Consider the following 21305-nt stretch of genomic DNA (forward strand, 5'->3'; position numbering starts at 1 on the left):
TCTTAAATATTATATTTTCTTTCTAAACTACTTTTTACTTTATCAACTAATAAACCGATATCTCCAGCTCCTAACATTGCTATAATTTTCGATTCAGATTTTAAGACTTCACTCTCTAAATTTTCTTTTGATACTAACGCCTTATTGTTTGATTTTATTTTATCTAGTAACCATGAAGAAGTAACTCCTTTTATTGGTAATTCTCTTGCCGGATAAATATCTAACAATAACACTTCATCAAACTTAGAAAGTGCAGTTGCAAAATCTTCTACAAAGTCTTTTGTTCTCGTATATAAATGTGGTTGAAAAACCGCTAATACTTTTTCGTTCGGGTACATTTCTCGTATAGAATATCCTACGGCATTTATTTCTGTTGGATGATGTGCGTAATCATCAATCAGTACTACATTTTCTGTTTTTATTTTATATGAAAACCTACGTTGAACTCCTTTAAAAGTTCTTAATTGCTCTTTAATATTATCTAGAGAAACACCATATACATCAGCCATTGCTAAAGCAGCCAAAGCATTCATCATATTGTGTTTTCCTGGTAAGTGAAATTCTATATTTTTTATTTCTGATGTTGGTGTTTGTACATCAAAAACATACTTTCCTGTCTCAACTTTTACATTGTATGCTTTATAATCTGCAACTTCATCAATAGCATATGTTAACCCCTTTAAAGGCAATCCTTTTGCTACAATTAATGTATCAGAAACTTTATTTGCAAATTCTCTAAACGACTGTTGCAACATTTCATTTTCTCCATAAATATCTAAATGATCAGCATCCATAGAGGTAACGCACGCAATATTTGGCGATAATTTTAAAAACGAACGATCAAACTCATCTGCCTCTACAACTGATATTTTATCTTCACCTAAAATTAAATTCGAGTTGTAGTTCTCTGCAATTCCTCCTAAAAAAGAAGTTGCTTTTTGAGGCTGCATAATATGCCCTAAAATAGAAGACGTTGTTGTTTTACCATGCGTACCAGCAACACCTAAACAAAAAGTGTTTTTGGTTATTTCTCCTAAAATCTCAGCTCTTTTTAAAATCTCAAATCCGTTATTAATAAAATAGTTTAATTCTTGGTGCGTACTCGGAATCGCAGGTGTATAAACCACCAACGTTTGTTTTTTATCTAAACAAGAAATATCGATATTTTTAACAGCATCTTCAAAATGGATTTTCACACCAATCTCCTCCAACTTATTAGTAATCGAACTTGGTGTTTTATCATAGCCAAACACTTGTTTTCCGTTTACAGCAAAATAACGAGCAATAGCACTCATACCGATACCTCCGATACCTATAAAATAAACGTTATGTATTGTTTTTAAATTCACCTATTAATCAATTTTTCTACTTCGTTAACAATATCACTCGTTGCACTAGGTAATGCTAACTCATTAATGTTTTCACTTAAGCTCTGCTGTTTACCTTTATCTTTTAATAACGTTTCAATTACTATCGGAAAAGTATCAAGATCACTTTCTTTTACAAGAACAGCACCGTGTTTATCTACGATAGACTTCGCGTTTTTTGTTTGATGATCTTCTGCCACATTAGGTGAGGGAATAAAAACAGTTGGTTTACCCACAATACATAATTCAGAAACTGAACTTGCGCCCGCTCTTGAAACCACAAAATCTGCCGCTGCATAGGCTAAATCCATTCTATTTAAAAACTGATGTACTTGTACGTTTTCAATTTCATTATATTTTTTATAATCATCAAAATACAATTTACCACATTGCCAGATTAATTGAACATTCTGATTTTTAAAAAACGTTAAATTTTCTTCTATTAGTTGATTTATCTTTCTTGCCCCTAAACTTCCACCTAAAATCAGCATTGTTTCTTTTGAGTTATCTAACTCAAAGAAATCTTTTCCTTCCTTAACTTTTGTATGAATGTTTAACAAATCTTGACGAACAGGATTACCTGTTTTTACAATTTTACCTTTCGGAAAAAAACGCTCTAAATTATCATAAGCAACACATATTTTACCTGCTTTTTTACTTAATAACTTATTTGTAATTCCTGGATATGAATTTTGCTCTTGTACAACTGTAGGAATTCCTTTTTTATTAGCAACCATTAACGTTGGTCCACTTGCAAAACCACCTGTACCAATCACAATGTTTGGCTTAAATTTTCTGATAATTTTATGCGCTTTCCATAAACTACTCAGTAATTTAAAAGGAAACAATAAATTAGCAACTGTCAACTTTCTTTGAATACCTGAAATCCACAATCCTTTTATTTCATAGCCAGCTTGTGGAACTTTTTCCATCTCCATTTTATCCTTCGCACCAACAAACAAAATATTAGCCGCTGGATAACGGAGTTTTATTTCGTTCGCAATTGCAATGGCCGGATAAATATGTCCGCCAGTACCACCACCACTTATAATAACGTTAATCGATTGTTTCATGTAAAACACTTAAAGGATTATCATCTAAAATTGTTTCTTCTGTTTCATTTTTATGAGCACTTACACTTAATATCATTCCTAAAGCAAAACAAGTCATCCAAATAGAAGTACCTCCACTACTAATTAATGGTAATGTTTGCCCAGTTACTGGCAGTATATTTACGGCTACTGCCATATTAATCATTGCCTGAAAAACAATTGGTATTCCTACACCCAGCACCATTAATGTCGCAAATATTGTTGTTGCGTTTTTGGCTGTTATTAAAATTCTAAATAACAATAAAAAATAAATAAATACAACAACAATAGCTCCTGCTAAGCCATATTCTTCAACAATAATTGCATATATAAAATCGGAAGAAGATTGTGGTAAAAAATTTTTCTGAACACTTTTACCTGGTCCTTTACCTAACATACCGCCAGTGGCGATTGCTATTTTTGCTTTTTCTACTTGGTAATTTTCTTTTCCGTCTGAGTCGGAAAACCCTTCTATTCTGCTTTGCCAAGTACTTACTCTGTTTGGCATTGCATCAGGAAAAGCTTTTGCTACAAGTATGAAAAAAAGTAGTGAAAAAAGCCCCATTCCTAATATATAACCTATATATTTTAAAGGATAACCTCCAATAAAGGTCAATAATAAAATCATAAAAAAAACAATAGCTGTTGTAGAGAAATTAGCAGGAAGCACTAGTACTAATACGAAAGCTACAGGCAGCCACAACTGCAATAAACTATCTCTAAAACTTATTGTTTTTTCTTTATTTTTTGCCAAATATCTAGATACATACACCATTAGCACTAAACCTGCCAATGTAGAGGTCTGAAAACCAATACCTACAAACGGTATATGAATCCACCTACTTGCATTCGCTCCCCCAATTGTTGTTCCTTGTGCTAGTGTAAATATTAGTAACAATACTACTATTGGCAACATTATAACTGAACCTCCACTAAAATATCTATACGGAACTTTATGTACCCCATAAATCACAGCAAAACCAGTAATTAATAACACAACATGCTTTACTAAATGTCCTAAAGTAGAACCATTACCAACTACATATACCAAATTGGTACTAGCACTATATATTGGCATAAATGAAAATATAGCCAACACAGTAACAATAGCCCAAATAGCCCTGTCCCCCTTTATATGTTGAAAAATGGTTTTCATTAATTTATTTTATTTTTATAAATTTTTAATTGCTTCTTTAAACTTATTACCTCTGTCTTCATAATTTTCGAATAAATCGAAACTAGCACAAGCTGGAGATAATAAAACAACATCTCCTGCTTTAGCAACTTTATTTGCAACCTTTACAGCTTCTTCAGCACCTGCAGTTTCAACCAAAACATCTACTACATTGCCAAATGTTTCAATAATTTTTTGATTATCTAAACCTAAACAAACAATTGCCTTTACTTTCTCTCTTACTAGTGGCAATAAATCGGTATAATCGTTTCCTTTATCAACTCCACCAACTATCCAAACAGTAGGGTTGTCCATACATTCTAACGCATAAAAAACAGCATTTATGTTTGTAGCTTTACTATCGTTAATAAATTGTACACCATTAATTTTTTGCACATATTCTAAACGGTGTTCTACACCCTCAAAATCCAATAAACTTTCTGCTATTGTTTCTTTTCTTACCTGTAACAATCTTGCAGCCATTGACGCTGCCATTGCATTTTTAGTATTGTGCTTTCCTTTTAGTGCTAGTTCAGAAACGTTCATCAATATTTCTTCTGTTGTTAATTTCATTATTATTTTATCTTGTCTTAAAAAAGCACCATACTCTAATTCTTTTTCAACCGAAAAAGGCACTTTTTTTGCGTTAACTTTATTTTTACTTAACCAATTTTGTATCGCCTCATCATCTGCATCATAAATTAAAAAATCATCTAACGTTTGATTTTTTGTTATTTGAAATTTAGATGCTATATACTTATCAAAACTATACTCGTATCTATCTAAATGATCTGCTGATATATTTGTTATAATCGCAATATGTGGTTTAAAATCTATAATTCCGTCTAACTGAAAACTACTTAATTCCAATACATATTCACTGTAATCTCTCTGTGCTACCTGCTGCGCAAAACTATCCCCTATATTACCACCTACACCAACGTTTAAACCTGCTTTTTTAAGCACATGACCTGCTAACAAAGTGGTCGTTGTTTTTCCGTTTGAACCTGTAATTCCGATTATTTTTGCTTTTGTAAATTCAGCCGCAAATTCAATTTCTGAAATCACTTTTATTCCTTTTGAAATCAGTTCTTGAATCAACTTCACGCCGTCAGGAATACCCGGACTTTTCATTATAACATCAGCATTAAAAATTTTGCTTTCTGTGTGCTGATTTTCTTCAAAATCAATTGAATTATGTAAAAGAACTTTTTGGTACTTCTCCGCAATACTCCCTTTATCAGAAACAAAAACATCAAATCCTTTTTGTTTTCCTAATAATGCTGTACCAACACCACTTTCTCCTCCGCCAAGAACCACCAACCTTTTCATTTTATCTTAATTTCAAGGTTATAATGGTTAATACCGCTAATAAAATTCCTACAATCCAAAAACGGGTAACTATTTTACTTTCGTGGTAATTTAATTTCTGATAATGATGATGTAACGGTGCCATTTTAAAAATTCTCTTTCCTACGCCAAATCGTTTTTTGGTGTACTTAAAATAAAATACCTGAAGGATTACTGATAAATTCTCAACAACAAAAATTCCTGCTAAAATTGGCAACAATAATTCTTTACGAATTGCAATGGCAATAACTGCGATGATTCCACCGATTGTTAAACTACCTGTATCTCCCATAAAAACCTGTGCAGGATATGTATTGTACCAAAGAAACCCAATTAAGGCGCCTGCAAACGCAAATATAAATACCGTCATTTCTCCCGAATTTGGGATATACATTACATCGAGATAATCTGCAAAAATGATATTTCCTGATACCCATGCAAATATTGCCAATGCGATTACCATAATTGCCGATGTACCGGCTGCTAAGCCGTCAATTCCATCTGTTAAGTTTGCGCCATTTGATATTCCTGTTACAATAAAAACAACTACGAAAATGAAAACAATCCATCCGTATTTTTCATAACCATCACCTAAAAAATTAAACGCTTTTGCATAGTCTAATTCATTGTTCTTTAAAAACGGAACGGTTGTTTTTGTTGATTTATGTGCTTCACCAAAAACTTTTACTTTTCCGTTTACCTGAACTACTTGTTCAGCTTTTGTCAACTGCTCTTTTATCGTTACATTAGGATGAAAATATAACATAGATCCTACAATGATACCCAAGCCAACCTGACCTAAAACTTTAAATTTTCCTTTTAAACCTGCCTTGTCTTTTTTAAATACTTTTATATAATCATCAGTAAAACCTATTACTCCCATCCAAACCGTGGTAATTAATAAGATAATAATGTAAATGTTTTCTAATTTTGCTAATAACAAAACAGGAACTAAAGTGGCAAGAATTATAATAAGTCCACCCATAGTTGGCGTTCCAGCTTTTTGCACTTGCCCCATTAAACCTAAATCTCTTACTGTTTCGCCAATTTGTTGTTTTCTTAAAAAATTAATTATTTTTTTTCCGAATATGGTTGATATCAACAAAGACAAAATAAATGCGATTGCTGCACGAAACGTAATAAACTGAAACACACTTGCTCCTGTTAAATTAAATTCACTTTCTAAATATTGAAATATATAATACAGCATGCTATGTGTTTTTTAATTGATTGAAACAATTCTCTACTTCCTCTAAATCATCAAAATGATGTTTTACACCATTTATATCTTGATAATTTTCATGTCCTTTTCCTGCAATCAATATTATATCTCCTTTTATAGCCAATTTACATGCTGTTTTAATCGCTTGCTTTCTGTTTAAAATCGACAATGTTTTTTTATAATTTTCTGCTGACACACCGGCTTCCATTTCATCAATAATAACCTGAGGGTCTTCTGTTCTTGGATTATCTGAAGTGAAAACTGCCTGATTACTTAGCTGAGAAGCAATCAACGCCATTTTTGGTCGCTTTGTTTTATCCCTGTCACCTCCACAACCAACAACAGTAATAACGTTTTCGTTACCAGTACGGATATCGTTTATAGTTTGCAACACGTTTTTAAGTGCATCTGGCGTATGCGCATAATCTACAACTGCCGTTACACCACCATCTGAAACAATGTATTGAAAACGCCCATCTACACTTTCTAACTCACTTATAAGTCTTAATATTTCTAATTTTTCTAAGCCCAATAAATTTGCAACTCCAAAAATTGCCAATAAGTTAGAAGCGTTAAACTCACCTATTAACTTAGTCCAAACCTCAATATTATTGATCGTTAATAAACTTCCTGAAAAACTTTTTTCTAACACTTTAGCTTTAAAACCACCCAATGTTTTTAAAGCATAGGTTTGCTTGTTTGCTTTGGTATTTTGTAGCATTATTTGCCCGTTCTTATCATCAATATTTACCAATGCAAATGCTGATTTTGGCAACGAATCAAAAAATGCTTTTTTTACATCTCTATACTCAGCAAATGTTTCATGATAATCTAAATGATCGTGAGATAAGTTGGTAAAAACACCGCCTGCAAAAACGAGTCCTTCTGTTCTTTTTTGATGAATCCCGTGAGAACTAACTTCCATAAAGCAATATTCCACACCTGCATCAATCATCAGCGATAAGTATTTATTTATCGCTAAAGAATTTGGTGTTGTATGTGTTGCCTTATGCGTTTCATCAGCAACCATTATTTTAACTGTTGATAACAAACCAACTTTATAGCCCGCTTTTTTAAATAACTGATATAATAAAGTAGCAATCGTTGTTTTACCATTTGTTCCGGTAACCCCAACTAATTGTAATTTACTTGACGGATTCTCATAAAAATTAGCCGCCATAATTGCTAATGCAACATTAGAGTCGTCAACCTCAACATAAGTTACTCCTTCTTTTTTATCCGCAGGAATACTTTCACAAACAATAACAGTAGCCCCTAAATTCAATGCTTTTTCTATAAACTGATGCCCGTCGACAGTAACTCCTTTTTGCGCTACAAACAGGTCGTTTTTTTGCGCTAATCGACTATCAAACTGAATATTATTGATTGTAACATCAGTGTCTCCGTAAATTTTATTTACAGTTACTTTATACAATATGTCTTTTAACTTTCTCAACTTATGATAACTTTAAATAAACAGTTGCTCCTTTTGATATTTTTAATCCTTTATCTATAGATTGTTCTGTTACTTTTCCCATTCCTGAGAATGCAACTTTCAATCCCATATTTTCTAACAAAGCAATTGCATCCATTCCGCTCATACCTTTAACATTAGGCATAATTGTTTTATATTTTCTCAGCTTGTTATAGTAATCCTTATATTCTTTATCAATGCTTTTAGATGAAATTTCATCGGATACTAATTGATTGTTTACGGGAGTTGTAGTGTAAATTTTCTGTGCGATATCCTTAAAAACTGGCGCAGCAACTATAGCCCCATAATAGCCTTTTTCTTTCTTCGGACTATGAACAACTACAATACATGAATACTTAGGCGCATCCGCAGGAAAAAAACCAGCAAAAGATGCTACATATTTTTTACTAGAATAATGGCCATAAACCGTTTTACCATTTTCATCCTTATGTTTAGGAATCCATTTTTTTGCAGTTCCTGTTTTACCAGCCATAGAAAAGTTTGAAGAATACACATTCATTGCCGTACCTTTTTCAACTACATTTTCCATAACTTTTCGCACCTTATTTAAGGTGATTTGAGAAGCTATTTTTTCTTTTAAAACCTGAGTTCCAAAACTTTTTTCGGTTTTCCCACCAACTCTTAACTCTTTAACAAAATAAGGTTTTACTAGTTTTCCATTATTCGCAACAGCATTATAAAAAGCTAATGTTTGTAAGGGCGTAAGCGAAACTCCATAACCCCAAGCCATCCATTCTAATGAAATCGGACTCCAGCTTTTTTCTGAGGGATTTGGAATATATGGTTTCCCTTCTCCTTTTATTTTAACGCTGGTTAACTCATCTAAACCAAAAGATTTAATACGTTTTATAAATTTTTTAGGTGTTTTATCGTAATGTTTTTTTATCGTTTTTACAATACCAACATTAGAGGAAACTTCGAAAACACGCGCTAGTGATATTTTACCATAACCACCTCTTTTACTATCTTCTACTTTTCTGTTATTAACATAAATCCTACCTTTTTCGCAATCAACTACATCCGAAGTATCGGCAACTTTATCTTCTAAAGCAGCCATTAAGCTTGCTAATTTAAAAGTAGAACCTGGCTCGTGACTTTCCCAAACCGCATAATTTCTTTTCTCGTAATACTTCCCTTGAGATGTTCTTCCTAAATTAGATATTGCTTTTATCTCTCCTGTTGCCACTTCCATAACAACTGCGCAACCATGATCTGCCTCAAAATACTCTAACTGACTAAGCAATGCATGATGCGTTATATCTTGAATATTTACATCGATCGTAGTTATTACATCACTACCATCTATTGGCTCTTTCTCATTAACATCATTAATAGGTCTCCATTGTCCTTTTGCTATTTTCTGCTTTAAACGCCAACCGTTTTCTCCTTGCATATAATCAGCAAAAGCACCTTCTATTCCGGCTCCTCCTATTTTATTATCATAACCTATTGTTCTTTCTGCTATTTTACCTATCGGATGCACTCTCACTGTACTTTGTTCTGCAATAAAACCACCTCTGTAAATTCCTTCTTTAAAAATCGGGAATTTTCTCATTCTCATATAATCATTGTAACCTACATTACGAGCAATTAATAAATAACGATTTTGTTGTTTTTTTGCTTGTCTTATTTTTTTCTGATAGTAACTCGTAGATTTACCTAACATTGCCGACAACGACTCAGACAATGCTCTAATATTTTTCTCAAAAACTTCTGATTTTACAGCTACAACATCCATACGAATTGTGTATTTTGACATTGAAGTTGCTAATAAATTTCCATCCGCAGCATACACATTACCTCGATTTGCAAATATCGTGTCGTTTTTTACTGTTTTTTCTTGAGATAGTTTTCTATACTTGTCGCCATCTACATACTGAAGATTAAACACTCTAAAAACGATAACCACAAAGAAAAGCGTCATTAAAACAACTACTACATAGAGTTTATTTAATATGCCTTTCTTTTCTACCATGCTTATCTATTCTTTTTTAGTTGTTACTTTTATTTTCTGAGGAGGTTTCTCAGCCGGAAACAAACCTTTTTCTTTTACTCTTTTCCGAATACTACTTTCTAACTTCATTCTTGTTAACTCCGTACTCGTATCAAAATCTTCTGCCCTAAATTCTCTTTTCAATTTATTTAGCTCCGCTATTTTTACAACTTTAGCATCCAAACTATGTGAGCTCGATATCATGATTAACAACAGTACTACCACAAAAATTAATATCCGCCAATTATTGAAAGAACTGTCATCTGTCAAGAAACGCCCTCGCAAAACACCATAAACACCCTCTCTTACTTTAGACATTACTTAAGTGTTGCTGCTCTTAACTTAGCACTTCTTGCTCTATTATTCGCTTTAATTTCTTCTCTAGCTGGTATAATCATTTTACCAACCTTCTTTAAAGGAACACTAATGTTTCCATAAAAATCTTTTTCTGGCTCACCACTAAACAAACCAGTTCTTATAAATCGTTTTACCAACCTATCTTCTAACGAATGATAAGAAATAACACTTAAACGCCCATCTTCGTTTAACATATCTGGCATTTGCTGCAAGAATTCTTTTAAAACCTCAAGCTCTTGATTTACCTCTATTCTTACCGCCTGAAATATTTGCGCTAATATCTTATGTTCTTTAGCCTGCGGCAGAAACTCTTTTAAAACTTCTTTTAACTGAAAACTTGTAGCAATTTCTTCCTCTTGCCTTGCCTCAATAATTTTCTTTGCTAATGCTCTGGCATTTCTTAACTCCCCATACAAAAACAACACATCGGCTAATCTTTCTTCACTATATTTATTGATGATTTTTTTTGCTGATAAATCTGATTTCTGATCCATTCTCATATCTAAATCAGCATCAAATCTGGTAGAAAAACCTCTTTCCGCTTCATCAAACTGATGAGAAGAAACTCCCAAATCTGCCAAAACACCATCTACTTTACGAATTCCGTAAAAACGAAGAAATCTTGATATAAATCGAAAATTCTCTCCAATCAAAACAAAACGCTCGTCATCAATTTTATTTTGTTGCGCATCAGGATCCTGATCAAAAGCAAACAACTTTCCGTTCTTACCCAACCTATTTAATATTTCTCTTGAATGACCACCGCCACCAAAAGTAACATCAACATACACTCCATCCTCTTTAATATTAAGCGCATCTACACTTTCTTTCAGCAAAACTGGACTATGATAATTCATCTACCTCTGTATTTCCCATTACCTCTTCCGCTAAATCAGCAAAATCAACAACAGCATCATCTATTACTTTCTCGTACTTATCTTTATCCCAAATCTCAATAATATTTACAGCAGAAGATAGCACCACTTGCTTTCCTATACCTGCAAACTGACAGAGATCTTTTGGTATCAAAACCCTACCCGAAGCATCTACATCAACAGTTTTTACACCCGCCGTAAACCTTCTAATAAAATCATTATTCTTCTTTACAAATCGATTTAATTTATTAATCTTTTGCATCATTAAATCCCACTCCTTCATTGGATACAACTCCAAACATGGCTGAAAAACAGACCGTTTAACCACAAAGCCATCTTGCAACACAGCAGATAACTGCTTCTTAAAAGCCGATGACATCATCAACCTCCCTTTAGCATCTACTTTACATTCGTATGTTCCAATTAAATTTACCACGTTGCACGCTCATAGTTTGCATCAAAAATAAAGTTTTTTTACCACTTTTTACCACTTTTTACCACTTTGTTGATAAATTTTAAATTTTAAGCTAAAAAACTGACAGTAAGAGAGGTTAACTTCGGTAATGAGTATGAAATAATAAAAGTGAAATTTTAACAAAAAAGGACTACATTTGTGGTTAAGTCAAACCTATAATATCAATGACTGAATTTTTAAAGAAAGAAGGCGATTTTACATATGCAGAAGCAGGTGAAGGAAGAGCGTTAATCGTACTACACGGATTAATGGGGGCTCTTAGTAATTTTGATGAAACTTTTAAATATTTTTCTAAAAAAGGATATCGAGTTTTAATTCCTGAATTACCTTTATATACGCTACCGCTATTAAAAACAAATGTAAAACACTTAGCTAGTTATTTACATGATTTCATTGAGTACAAAGAACTTAAAGACGTTGTTCTTTTAGGAAATTCTTTAGGTGGTCATATTGCTTTATATTACACAAAGCATTACCCAAAAGATGTTGGCGCGCTGGTTTTAACTGGTAGTTCTGGCTTGTATGAAAAATCTATGGGAGATAGTTATCCTAAGAGAGGAAACTATGAATATATTCAAACAAAAGCTCAAGAAGTTTTTTACGATCCAAAAGTAGCAACAAAAGAATTAGTAGATGATATTTATAGCATTGTAAACGATAGAGTTAAAGCCTTAAAAACACTTTCTATCGCTAAAAGCGCCATTCGTCATAACATGGCAAATGACTTACCAAACATGATGCAACCAACTTGCCTTATCTGGGGAAAACAAGACGGTGTAACTCCGCCTGAAGTAGCGAGTGATTTTCACAAATTATTACCAGATTCAGATTTATTTTGGATTGACAAATGTGGACACGCAGCAATGATGGAAACTCCTGAAGAATTTAATAATATTTTAGAAAGCTGGCTTTCTAAAAGAAATATAAAATAGCACAACCTAGTATTTATGAAAATAAAATCTGCCGATTTTGTGATGAGTAACAGTAATGTTATGAAAGCACCAAAGGATAGAATACCTGAATACGCTTTTATAGGCCGCTCTAATGTTGGTAAATCTTCGTTAATCAACATGTTGATGGAACGTAAAAGTTTAGCTAAAACATCTGGTAAACCTGGAAAAACACAACTTATCAATCACTTTAAAATAAATGAAGAGTGGTTTTTAGTTGATTTACCTGGTTACGGTTATGCTCAAATTTCTAAAAAGAAAAGAACTATTTTTCAGTTTTTTATTGAAAACTACTTTAAAGAAAGGGAACAGCTAGTTTTTACGTTTGTTTTGATAGATTCTCGTCATGACCCGCAAAAAATAGATTTAGAATTTATGCAGTTTTTAGGCGAAAACCAAATTCCTTTTGGAATCGTTTTTACAAAAGCGGATAAATTAGGGAGTTCTAAAATAAATCAACAAATTGCTTCTTATAAAAAGAAATTATTAAAACATTGGGAAATTCTTCCAACCTCTTTTCTTACTTCAGCTGAAACAGGCGTAGGACGTGATGAATTTTTAAAATTCATTGACGATACTAATGAGGCTATAGCTAAAGATTTTCAATAATTTCTCGACCAAGCTCGAAGTGATACTTTAAAAATGCATTCTAACAAAGACAATCTACAAGTTTTACATGAAGATAATCATTTAGTGGTTATTAACAAAAGAGCCGGTGACATTGTTCAGGGTGATAAAACAGGAGACAAACCACTTTCAGACGTTGTTAAAGAATACATCAAAGATAAATACAACAAACCTGGCGCTGTTTATTTAGGAACCGTTCATCGATTAGACAGGCCTACATCTGGCGTTGTAATTTATGCGCGTACCTCAAAAGCTTTAGAGCGCTTAAATAAGATGCTTCGCGAAAAAACCATCAAAAAAACATATTGGGCTGTTGTAAAAAACGAACCAAAGAAAAGCGAAGACACTCTTATTAATTTTTTGAAAAAAAATCCTAAAAACAATAAATCTACTGCATACTCTAAAGAAATTGACGGTAGTAAAAAAGCGATTCTTCATTACAAAATTCTTAAAAAACTAGATAATTATTCTTTACTTGAAATTGATTTAGAAACCGGTCGTCATCATCAAATTCGCGTACAACTATCAAATATTGGCGCGACTATTAAAGGTGATTTAAAGTACGGCGCAAAAAGAAGTAATAAAGACGGTAGCATTCATTTACATGCTCGTAAAATTGAGTTTATTCATCCGGTAAGTAAAGAGCTGGTAAAAATTACCGCTCCAACCCCAAAAGAAGCTATTTGGGATGCTTGTTTCTAAGTTGTATCTTTAGGGAAATTTCAAGTATGAAAGCCCTTAAATATTTATCAATAGTTATTTTACCAATTACAGTGTTTTTGGCCTTTACCAATAAAGGATGGATTACTTTCTTACCTATACTCACTTTTTTTGGAGCAGTTCCTTTTGCTGAACTTTTTTTTAAAACAGATAAAAAAAATTTAAATAAAGAAGAAGCACTTATCGAAAAAGAAAATAAATTATATACACTAATTTTATACGCAACAATACCTATTCAACTACTATTTCTTGGATGGTTTTTTTATGCTATTCAAGAAGTTAATTTAACAACCACAGAAATTACAGGTCGTATTCTTGCTTTAGGAGTTATGTGCGGAGTTATAGGTATAAATGTTGGTCATGAATTAGGTCATCGCAATAATCGCTTTGACGAGTTTTTAGGAGAAATTTTATTACTTACATCTTTAAACACACATTTTCTACCCTATCATAATGCAGGCCATCATTTAAATGTTGCAACGCCAAAAGACGCTGCAACTGCCAGAAAAAATGAAGTTTTATATTTATTTTGGGTACGCTCACACATTACCAGTTATTACCAAGCTTGGCAAAGCGAAAATCAACGTTTAAAAAATACTGATAGAAATTGGTTTCATCACCAAAACAGAATGGTTATTTATACTATTTGTAACCTATTATTTCTCGGATTAATATATTTAATCTTTACTCCCTTTGTACTACTCTCTTTTATAGGAGCTGCCGTTTTCGGAATAGCATTACTAGAAACAATAAATTATATTGAACATTATGGCTTATTAAGAAAACAACTTGAAAACGGAAGATACGAGCGTGTAAAAAGAATACATTCTTGGAACTCTGATCATGTAATCGGGCAAGTATTATTATTTAATTTATCGCGTCATTCAGACCATCATTATAACGGATCTAAACATTATCAATTACTAAAAACGGTTCCTGAAAGTCCGCAAATGCCAACCGGTTATCCTGGTATGATGCTGCTTTCTTTGATTCCGCCTTTATGGTTTTTAGTAATGAATAAAAAACTACAAGAAATTTAATTTTATGGATATATCACAATTGGTTAAATCCCAAAAAAACTTTTTTAAAACGCAACAAACTAAAGACATTTCCTTTAGAAAAAACGCATTAAAAAAACTTCAGAAAGAACTTATCAAAAGAGAAAAAGATATCGTTGCGGCACTTTATAATGATTTTAAAAAATCGGAGTACGAGGCATTGATGACAGAAACATCTATTGTTTTAGCCGAGCTAAAAATGACTATAAAAAATATTCATTCTTGGAGTAAACCAAAACGTGTTTTACCGTCTTTATTAAACTTTCCTTCTTCTGCAAAAATTCATAGCGAACCTTACGGAACAGTATTAATTATTGCACCCTGGAATTACCCTTATCAATTAGCTTTCGCACCTCTTTTAGGAGCAATTGCAGCAGGAAATAATGTTGTTTTAAAACCATCTGAATTAACACCTCACACAAGTAAAGTAACCAAAGAAATTATTGAAGCTGTTTTTAATGAAAACCATGTTGCAGTAGTAGAAGGCGGTGTTGCTGTTTCTCAAGAATTATTAGCACAACGTTGGGATTATATATTTTTTACAGGAAGTGTGCCCGTAGGTAAAATTGTAGCTAAAGCTGCCGCAGAATATCTTACGCCTGTTACATTAGAGTTAGGAGGAAAAAGCCCTTGTATTGTAGATGAAACCGCTAATATAAAATTGGCCGCTAAACGTTTAGTTTGGGGTAAATTTATTAATGGAGGGCAAACTTGTATTGCTCCTGATTATTTATTGATTCATACATCAGTAAAAGAAGAATTTATAAATTACTTTAAAAAGGAAATCACAAATGCTTATGGTGAAAACCCAGAAACCTCTGAAGATTACCCACGTATTGTAAATACTCGTAATTTCGATAGACTTGCCGCACTTTTACAAGGTGAAAAAATTACTATTGGAGGACAAATAAATAGAGATGACAACTATATAGCTCCTACTGTTATTGATGAACCTAGTTTAGACAGTGAAGTTATGAAAGGTGAAATATTCGGACCAATATTTCCTTTAATTTCATACGAAACAGAAGAAGAATTCGATGCTATTATTGCTAAATACGACAAACCGTTAGCCTTATATGTTTTTACAACACGAAGCCGTTTCGCAAAAAAAATGATTGCTAAATATTCTTTTGGTGGTGGAACAATTAACGATACCACTGTTCATTTTGCAAACCATCGCTTACCGTTTGGAGGTGTTGGTGAAAGCGGAATTGGAGGTTATCATGGTAAAAAAACATTTGATACCTTTTCTCATAAAAAGGGTGTAGTTACAAGAGGTAACTGGTTGGATGTTCCTACCCGTTACGCACCTTACAAAGGAAAGCTTAAACAACTAAAATTCTTAATGAAGATAAGTTAATTACCCACTATTTAAAATACGAAACAACATAAAAGATGGCAGAAAAAACAGTTTCAGCGGCAATTAATTATCGTCGCTCTGTAAGAATATTTGACCCAGAAAAAGCTATTGATACTAATATCGTGAAAAAATGTATTGAACTAGCAAGTTTAGCTCCTACGAGTAGTAATATGCAATTATGGGAATTTTATCATATTACTTCTAAAGAAACTATTGCTAAAATTGCGCCGATGTGTTTTAATCAAAATGCAGCAAAAACCGCACAACAATTAGTTGTTTTTGTTACTCGAAAAGATTTATGGCGAAAACGTGCAAAAGCAAATTTAGCATTTATGGATAAAACTTTTGGAAAAGATAATGCGAAAGAAACACAAAGCAGTAGAGAAAAAGTAGCTAGAAATTATTACGGAAAAGTGATTCCGTTTATCTATTTCGATTTTTTAGGAATTTTTGGTTGGTTAAAATACTTGGTAACATTAATTACAGGCTTATTTAGACCAACATATCGTGAGGTTCGTAATAGTGATATGCGAATAGTAGCACAAAAAACTACAGGATTAGCAGCACAAAACTTCATGATATCTATGGCTGCTGAAGGTTATGACACTTGCCCGATGGAAGGTTCTGACACCTGGCGTGTAAAGCGCTTATTAAAATTACCTAGAGGCGCGAAAATTAACATGATTGTTAGCTGTGGTATTAGAACAGATAAAGGCGTATATGGTGAGCGTTTTAGAATTCCTTTTAATGATGTTTATAAAGAAATTTAATAAATGACTCGTAAAAAAATTACATTCATTTTCATAGGAGTCAGCGTTGCAATGATCTTATTCCTTACCATATCCTATAATATTGTAAGGAAGTTTAATACTATAAATCAAAATAAAGGTGAAGATATTATTGAAAAACACCAAGAGTGGATGCATCAAATAATTACGCTATCAGACACGATTCCTATTAAAACAAAAAACCACAGAGATTCTATAATAAAAGTTGAGTTAAAGTTTTTAAAAACAAACGACAGCTTACTTAAATTAAATAAAAAAAGAGAAACTGTAATAAATTAACAGTTTCTCTTTTTTATGTATTTTATTTAGCTTTAACTAAAACAGTTGTTAATCCTTCGGAGAAAAAATCAATCTATTTTTACTTTCTTTAATGTTCGACTGATTCAATTTCATATTCACAAACTCACCGTTTAAATATTTTTTAGCTTGATCTTTATAGTGCGCGCTAAATACATTACCCGATTGCCCTGTTGGTAAAATAGCAATACTGTTTTCTACATCAGAAAAATCTACAATTCTTCGTGTAGAAGGTCCTGCTTTTATTTTATAAACACCTGTACTATCAATTGTATAAATTTGATTGTTAATTACCTGATCTCCTCCATTTGTTTCAAAAGGTCCTACATTAAAAAACTTACGCAATAATCCACTCGCTTTTCCTATTGGATGCTCATACTCTACCGAAGTTACTCTTTTCCAATACCAACCCTCAACGTTTTCGCCCAATTGTTTTTGTAAAAAAGTAACCGTATTCTGAAAAGACTTTGTTACTATAGCTTCTTTATCTTCTACCTTTTTGGTAGTAATATCATCCCACCAAACAGATTGCTCTTTCTTTACCTGACTCGCTACTGCTTTTTCCTCTAAAGGTGTATTTGCAAACTGCTTAAAAGCCGCACCCATTTCATCTTTATAAGTATTCTTAACAAACTCATACCACAAACGAGTGTAAATAACAGGTGCTATTTCTTCTTTTCCGTAATAGCCTCTCCAATTTTTTAGAATATGAAATGCTTTTTTCTCACTTGGTGTAAGCTGAGACCTATTTACACTTCTGGTTAAATGCATAATAATTTCTGGCACCACTGGCGAGGTAACATCATAAATCATTTTGCCAACATCTTCTTTTGTCCAATCGTTTTTAGGAGCTAACAAATCAACAATTCTTTTTGCTCTATCTTCTGATAAATAATAACCTGGATATAGCATTCCTGCAATAGAATCTGGCTGATTATTTGCTGAATACACATAATTTAAGCTCGGATTTATCGCTTGTGGATTTTCTTCGAAATCTAACCACTCTTTAATTTCGTCTTTTCCTGAAGCTCCGTTTAAAATCAGTTTTGTGTTTAGGCTATCTCTGTACTTATATAATTTACCAGAAGCAAACCAAGCTATATTGTCTTTGGCATCTCCGTACATTATATTTAATCCAGGAGCATGTAATTTACTCGCTCCGTTTTTAAACTCTTGCAACGAATTAGCGTGCGACATTTCGTAAGAAACGTTTAATAATTGATTGTTTAATTTAGTGTAAATCCATTGCATTGCAATTGGTCGCTCATCATCAATAAAATCAATTAAACCATTCATTACAGGCCCGTGCTTACTTACTTTTACTTGAAAAGTGGTATCAACATCACCTTTAACCTTTATTTTTTTATCAATTATTTTATATTTCTCATATCCTAACGGAGTTTTATATTCCATCGGATTATTGAGATTGTTTTGCTCGTAATAAAAATCAACATCATCGTTTTCAAACATTGTTAATCCGTAAGCATAATCACGATTATGACCTAATAAAGGAAACGGAGTTAACGCTAAATTGAATCCGTATATCTCATAATCTGGAGTTTTAATATGTGATTGATACCAAACCGAAGGTTGTGAAAACCCAATGTGTGGATCATTAGCAAAAATTACTTTTCCGTTTTTCGTTTTCTCAGGTCCTAAAACCCACGAATTACTTCCTATAAAAGGTGAAATTGGTAACTTATCTAATAATGTATTCATTGCCTGTGCAAAACTAGCATTCATTTCAGTTTTTTTCTCACTTTTGATAAATGTAAGATTTTCGAAATTTGCCCCGTTTAGTTCTTCAAAATAAGCATCGCCTAGTTTTTCTTTTACTTCTGTTAGTAACGGATCTGTTTTATGAGCAACAGCAAAACTAAAGGCCATATAACCGAATACATTATACACGTCTTTAATCGTATATTTTTCTTTTTCGAGACCTACTAAGTAAAATTCTAACGGAGTGGCTCCTTCTTCTATAAACTGATTTATTCCGTTTAAATAAGCTTCTGTTAATTTATATGCTTCAGAATTTCTATCTAAATTATGAATCGTTTTATTCGCTGCTTCTTCAATTCCTAATCCAGAGAAAAAAACATCTGTTTTAAGCAGTTCTTTTCCAAAAACCTCAGCCAATCTTCCTGCAGCAATTCTTCTAATCAACTCCATTTGCCACAGTCTATCCTGCGCATGCACATAACCTAAAGCTGTATAAGCATCTTGTTGATTTTTAGCTTCTATATGCGGTACACCAACCTCATCATAATACACGGTAACTTTATCTGAAATGGTAAATAACTCTAACTCTCCGCTATAAGTAGGGTGTAAAGTTCTAGAAAACAACCAAACGGCAGCGACTACTAAAATTAATAATATCAATATAATTTTAAAAAGTTTCTTAAACAACTTCATTTACTAAAGATTTTGTTCAAAGATAACAGAAATTTAATTCGTATTTTTGAATTCTATAAAATCATGTTAAATGAAAAAAATTCAGATGGTTGACCTGCAAGGTCAATACGCAAAAATAAAACCACAAGTAAATAAGGCTTTCGAAAGTGTTTTAGACACCGCTTATTACATTGGTGGCCCTGAAGTTAAAGGCTTCGGAACTGATTTAGAAAAATACTTAGATGTAAAACATGTTATACCTTGTGCTAACGGAACCGATGCTTTGCAAATTGCAATGATGGGATTAGGCTTAGAGCAAGGGGATGAAGTTATTACTGCAGATTTTACTTTTGCCGCTACTGTAGAGGTAATTGCGTTGTTAAAATTAACGCCGGTTTTAGTAGATGTTGATGCTGATACTTTTAACATCGATATTGAAGCTTTAAAAAAAGCAATTACACCGAAAACCAAAGCTATTGTTCCTGTTCATTTATTCGGACAGTGTGCAAATATGGAAGCGGTTATGGATATTGCCAAAGAGCATAACCTATTTGTTATTGAAGATAATGCTCAAGCAATTGGTGCAGATTATACATTTTCTGACGGGACAAAAAAGAAATCTGGAACTATTGGTAATGTAGGTACAACGTCATTTTTCCCTTCTAAAAACTTAGGTTGTTATGGTGATGGTGGTGCAATTTTTACCAACGATGATGATTTAGCTCATATTATTAGAGGAATTGTAAATCATGGAATGTACAAACGTTATTACCATGATGTAGTAGGTGTAAATTCTCGTTTAGATAGTTTGCAAGCTGCAGTTTTACAAATAAAACTACCCTTATTAGATAGTTTTTGTGATGCCCGTAGAAAAGCTGCTACATTTTACAACAATGCTTTTGCTAGTAATACTAATATAATAACACCATCAACTAGCTCTTGTGGTAACAATATATGCGATACCTGTAACTGCCATGTTTTTCATCAATATACTTTAAGAATTACAAATGGAAAACGTGATGAATTACACCAGTATTTATTAGATAATAATATTCCGAATGCAATTTATTACCCTGTTCCTTTACATGCTCAAAAAGCGTATAAAGATGAACGTTATAATGAAAATGATTTTACGGTTACCAATCAGTTAATTGACGAAGTAATTTCATTACCAATGCATACTGAGTTAGATGAAGAACAATTAGCTTTTATTACAGAAAAAATCAATGCCTTTATTCAATAAAAAGCTATGAATCAAAAAATAAAAACACTTAAAATAATTCACCTCGCATTAATAGCTGGAGTTACTTTAGCTTATTTTTTAATTGGTGATTTTAAAAATATTTTAAATTTAGAAATAGACAATGCTTCATTAATCTATTCTTTTATTCCTGCTGCTGCCTACGTGTTGAGTAATTTTTTATTTAAAAATACGTTGAACAAAATAAAAGAAAGTGATAGTGATGATGAAAAGTTTGCAATTTATCAAAGCGCTTCTATTATTAAATGGGCTGTATTAGAAGGAGCTTGTTTTTTAATTTTATTTTTAAAACCTGAATTTTTATTATTTGGAGTTATTCTTTTATTTTATATGATTCTTTTAGCGCCTAAAGAAGATAAAATATATCAGCTTTTGAAAATTAAAAATCCTGAATTATAGATATTAAAAAAGCGAACTCAAAATTGAGTTCGCTTTTTTAATACTTTATAAATAA

Annotated in this window: 20 protein-coding genes; 9 read left to right on the top strand and 11 right to left on the bottom strand. The window is 32.4% G+C overall.

The window, feature by feature from the left end; genetic code table 11:
* Positions 1-2 precede the first annotated feature (2 nt).
* The 10 genes from murC to mraZ are packed head-to-tail and all read right to left on the bottom strand — an operon-like array spanning position 3 to position 11360.
* Positions 3-1349, bottom strand: a complete 1347-nt coding sequence (murC, locus tag AC28QF_RS06295; protein WP_488201126.1) for a UDP-N-acetylmuramate--L-alanine ligase — start codon at positions 1347-1349, stop codon at positions 3-5.
* Complete coding sequence (gene murG, locus AC28QF_RS06300) at positions 1346-2440, bottom strand: undecaprenyldiphospho-muramoylpentapeptide beta-N-acetylglucosaminyltransferase (protein ID WP_488201125.1); 1095 nt, start codon at positions 2438-2440, stop codon at positions 1346-1348. Before murG ends, murC begins: the two co-directional genes overlap by 4 nt.
* Entirely contained in the window at positions 2424-3614 is a 1191-nt protein-coding gene (locus AC28QF_RS06305; RefSeq protein WP_488201124.1) for an FtsW/RodA/SpoVE family cell cycle protein, read from the bottom strand. The genes murG and AC28QF_RS06305 overlap by 17 nt, the downstream gene beginning before the upstream one ends.
* Before the next feature lie 15 nt (positions 3615-3629).
* Positions 3630-4964, bottom strand: a complete 1335-nt coding sequence (murD, locus tag AC28QF_RS06310) for a UDP-N-acetylmuramoyl-L-alanine--D-glutamate ligase (RefSeq protein WP_488201123.1) — start codon at positions 4962-4964, stop codon at positions 3630-3632.
* Position 4965: 1 nt separating this feature from the next.
* On the bottom strand, positions 4966-6192 hold the full coding sequence (mraY, locus tag AC28QF_RS06315; protein ID WP_488201122.1) for a phospho-N-acetylmuramoyl-pentapeptide-transferase: 1227 nt from the start codon (positions 6190-6192) through the stop codon (positions 4966-4968).
* A gap of 1 nt (position 6193) precedes the next feature.
* A complete protein-coding gene (locus AC28QF_RS06320; protein ID WP_488201121.1) occupies positions 6194-7660 on the bottom strand; it encodes a UDP-N-acetylmuramoyl-L-alanyl-D-glutamate--2,6-diaminopimelate ligase in 1467 nt (488 codons plus the stop codon).
* Position 7661: 1 nt separating this feature from the next.
* Positions 7662-9674 carry a penicillin-binding protein gene (locus AC28QF_RS06325; protein ID WP_488201120.1) on the bottom strand — a complete coding sequence of 671 codons (2013 nt, stop codon included), beginning with the start codon at positions 9672-9674 and terminating at the stop codon, positions 7662-7664.
* Positions 9675-9680: 6 nt separating this feature from the next.
* A complete protein-coding gene (locus tag AC28QF_RS06330) occupies positions 9681-10010 on the bottom strand; it encodes an FtsL-like putative cell division protein (RefSeq protein ID WP_488201119.1) in 330 nt (109 codons plus the stop codon).
* A complete protein-coding gene (gene rsmH, locus AC28QF_RS06335; protein WP_488201118.1) occupies positions 10010-10906 on the bottom strand; it encodes a 16S rRNA (cytosine(1402)-N(4))-methyltransferase RsmH in 897 nt (298 codons plus the stop codon). The genes AC28QF_RS06330 and rsmH overlap by 1 nt, the downstream gene beginning before the upstream one ends.
* Complete coding sequence (gene mraZ, locus AC28QF_RS06340; protein WP_488201117.1) at positions 10893-11360, bottom strand: division/cell wall cluster transcriptional repressor MraZ; 468 nt, start codon at positions 11358-11360, stop codon at positions 10893-10895. The genes rsmH and mraZ overlap by 14 nt, the downstream gene beginning before the upstream one ends.
* A 203-nt stretch (positions 11361-11563) precedes the next feature.
* Here mraZ and AC28QF_RS06345 point away from each other — a divergent pair, with 203 nt between their 5' ends.
* From AC28QF_RS06345 to AC28QF_RS06375, 7 genes are read left to right on the top strand one after another with little or no spacing between them, the layout of a single operon-like run.
* Positions 11564-12331 carry an alpha/beta fold hydrolase gene (locus tag AC28QF_RS06345; protein WP_488201116.1) on the top strand — a complete coding sequence of 256 codons (768 nt, stop codon included), beginning with the start codon at positions 11564-11566 and terminating at the stop codon, positions 12329-12331.
* A gap of 15 nt (positions 12332-12346) precedes the next feature.
* On the top strand, positions 12347-12958 hold the full coding sequence (gene yihA / locus AC28QF_RS06350) for a ribosome biogenesis GTP-binding protein YihA/YsxC (RefSeq protein ID WP_488201115.1): 612 nt from the start codon (positions 12347-12349) through the stop codon (positions 12956-12958).
* Positions 12959-12991: 33 nt separating this feature from the next.
* Positions 12992-13678, top strand: a complete 687-nt coding sequence (locus AC28QF_RS06355) for an RluA family pseudouridine synthase (protein WP_488201114.1) — start codon at positions 12992-12994, stop codon at positions 13676-13678.
* A 26-nt stretch (positions 13679-13704) separates the two neighbouring features.
* On the top strand, positions 13705-14736 hold the full coding sequence (locus tag AC28QF_RS06360) for an alkane 1-monooxygenase (protein WP_488201113.1): 1032 nt from the start codon (positions 13705-13707) through the stop codon (positions 14734-14736).
* 4 nt (positions 14737-14740) lie between these two features.
* On the top strand, positions 14741-16114 hold the full coding sequence (locus AC28QF_RS06365) for an aldehyde dehydrogenase (protein ID WP_488201112.1): 1374 nt from the start codon (positions 14741-14743) through the stop codon (positions 16112-16114).
* Between the two features lie 35 nt (positions 16115-16149).
* Positions 16150-16884, top strand: a complete 735-nt coding sequence (locus tag AC28QF_RS06370) for a nitroreductase family protein (protein ID WP_488201111.1) — start codon at positions 16150-16152, stop codon at positions 16882-16884.
* 3 nt (positions 16885-16887) lie between these two features.
* Positions 16888-17181 carry a hypothetical protein gene (locus AC28QF_RS06375; protein ID WP_488201110.1) on the top strand — a complete coding sequence of 98 codons (294 nt, stop codon included), beginning with the start codon at positions 16888-16890 and terminating at the stop codon, positions 17179-17181.
* A gap of 48 nt (positions 17182-17229) precedes the next feature.
* Here AC28QF_RS06375 and AC28QF_RS06380 read toward each other — a convergent pair whose 3' ends face one another.
* Entirely contained in the window at positions 17230-19611 is a 2382-nt protein-coding gene (locus AC28QF_RS06380) for a penicillin acylase family protein (protein WP_488201109.1), read from the bottom strand.
* A 70-nt stretch (positions 19612-19681) separates the two neighbouring features.
* On the opposite strand from AC28QF_RS06380, the gene AC28QF_RS06385 reads away from it, so the two are divergent.
* The gene (locus tag AC28QF_RS06385) at positions 19682-20833 is read left to right on the top strand and encodes a DegT/DnrJ/EryC1/StrS family aminotransferase (RefSeq protein ID WP_488201108.1); all 1152 of its coding nucleotides are present in this window, start codon (positions 19682-19684) and stop codon (positions 20831-20833) included.
* 6 nt (positions 20834-20839) lie between these two features.
* Complete coding sequence (locus AC28QF_RS06390; protein ID WP_488201107.1) at positions 20840-21250, top strand: MFS transporter; 411 nt, start codon at positions 20840-20842, stop codon at positions 21248-21250.
* Positions 21251-21305 lie beyond the last annotated feature (55 nt).

The organism is Tenacibaculum sp. M1.3A (assembly GCF_057732375.1).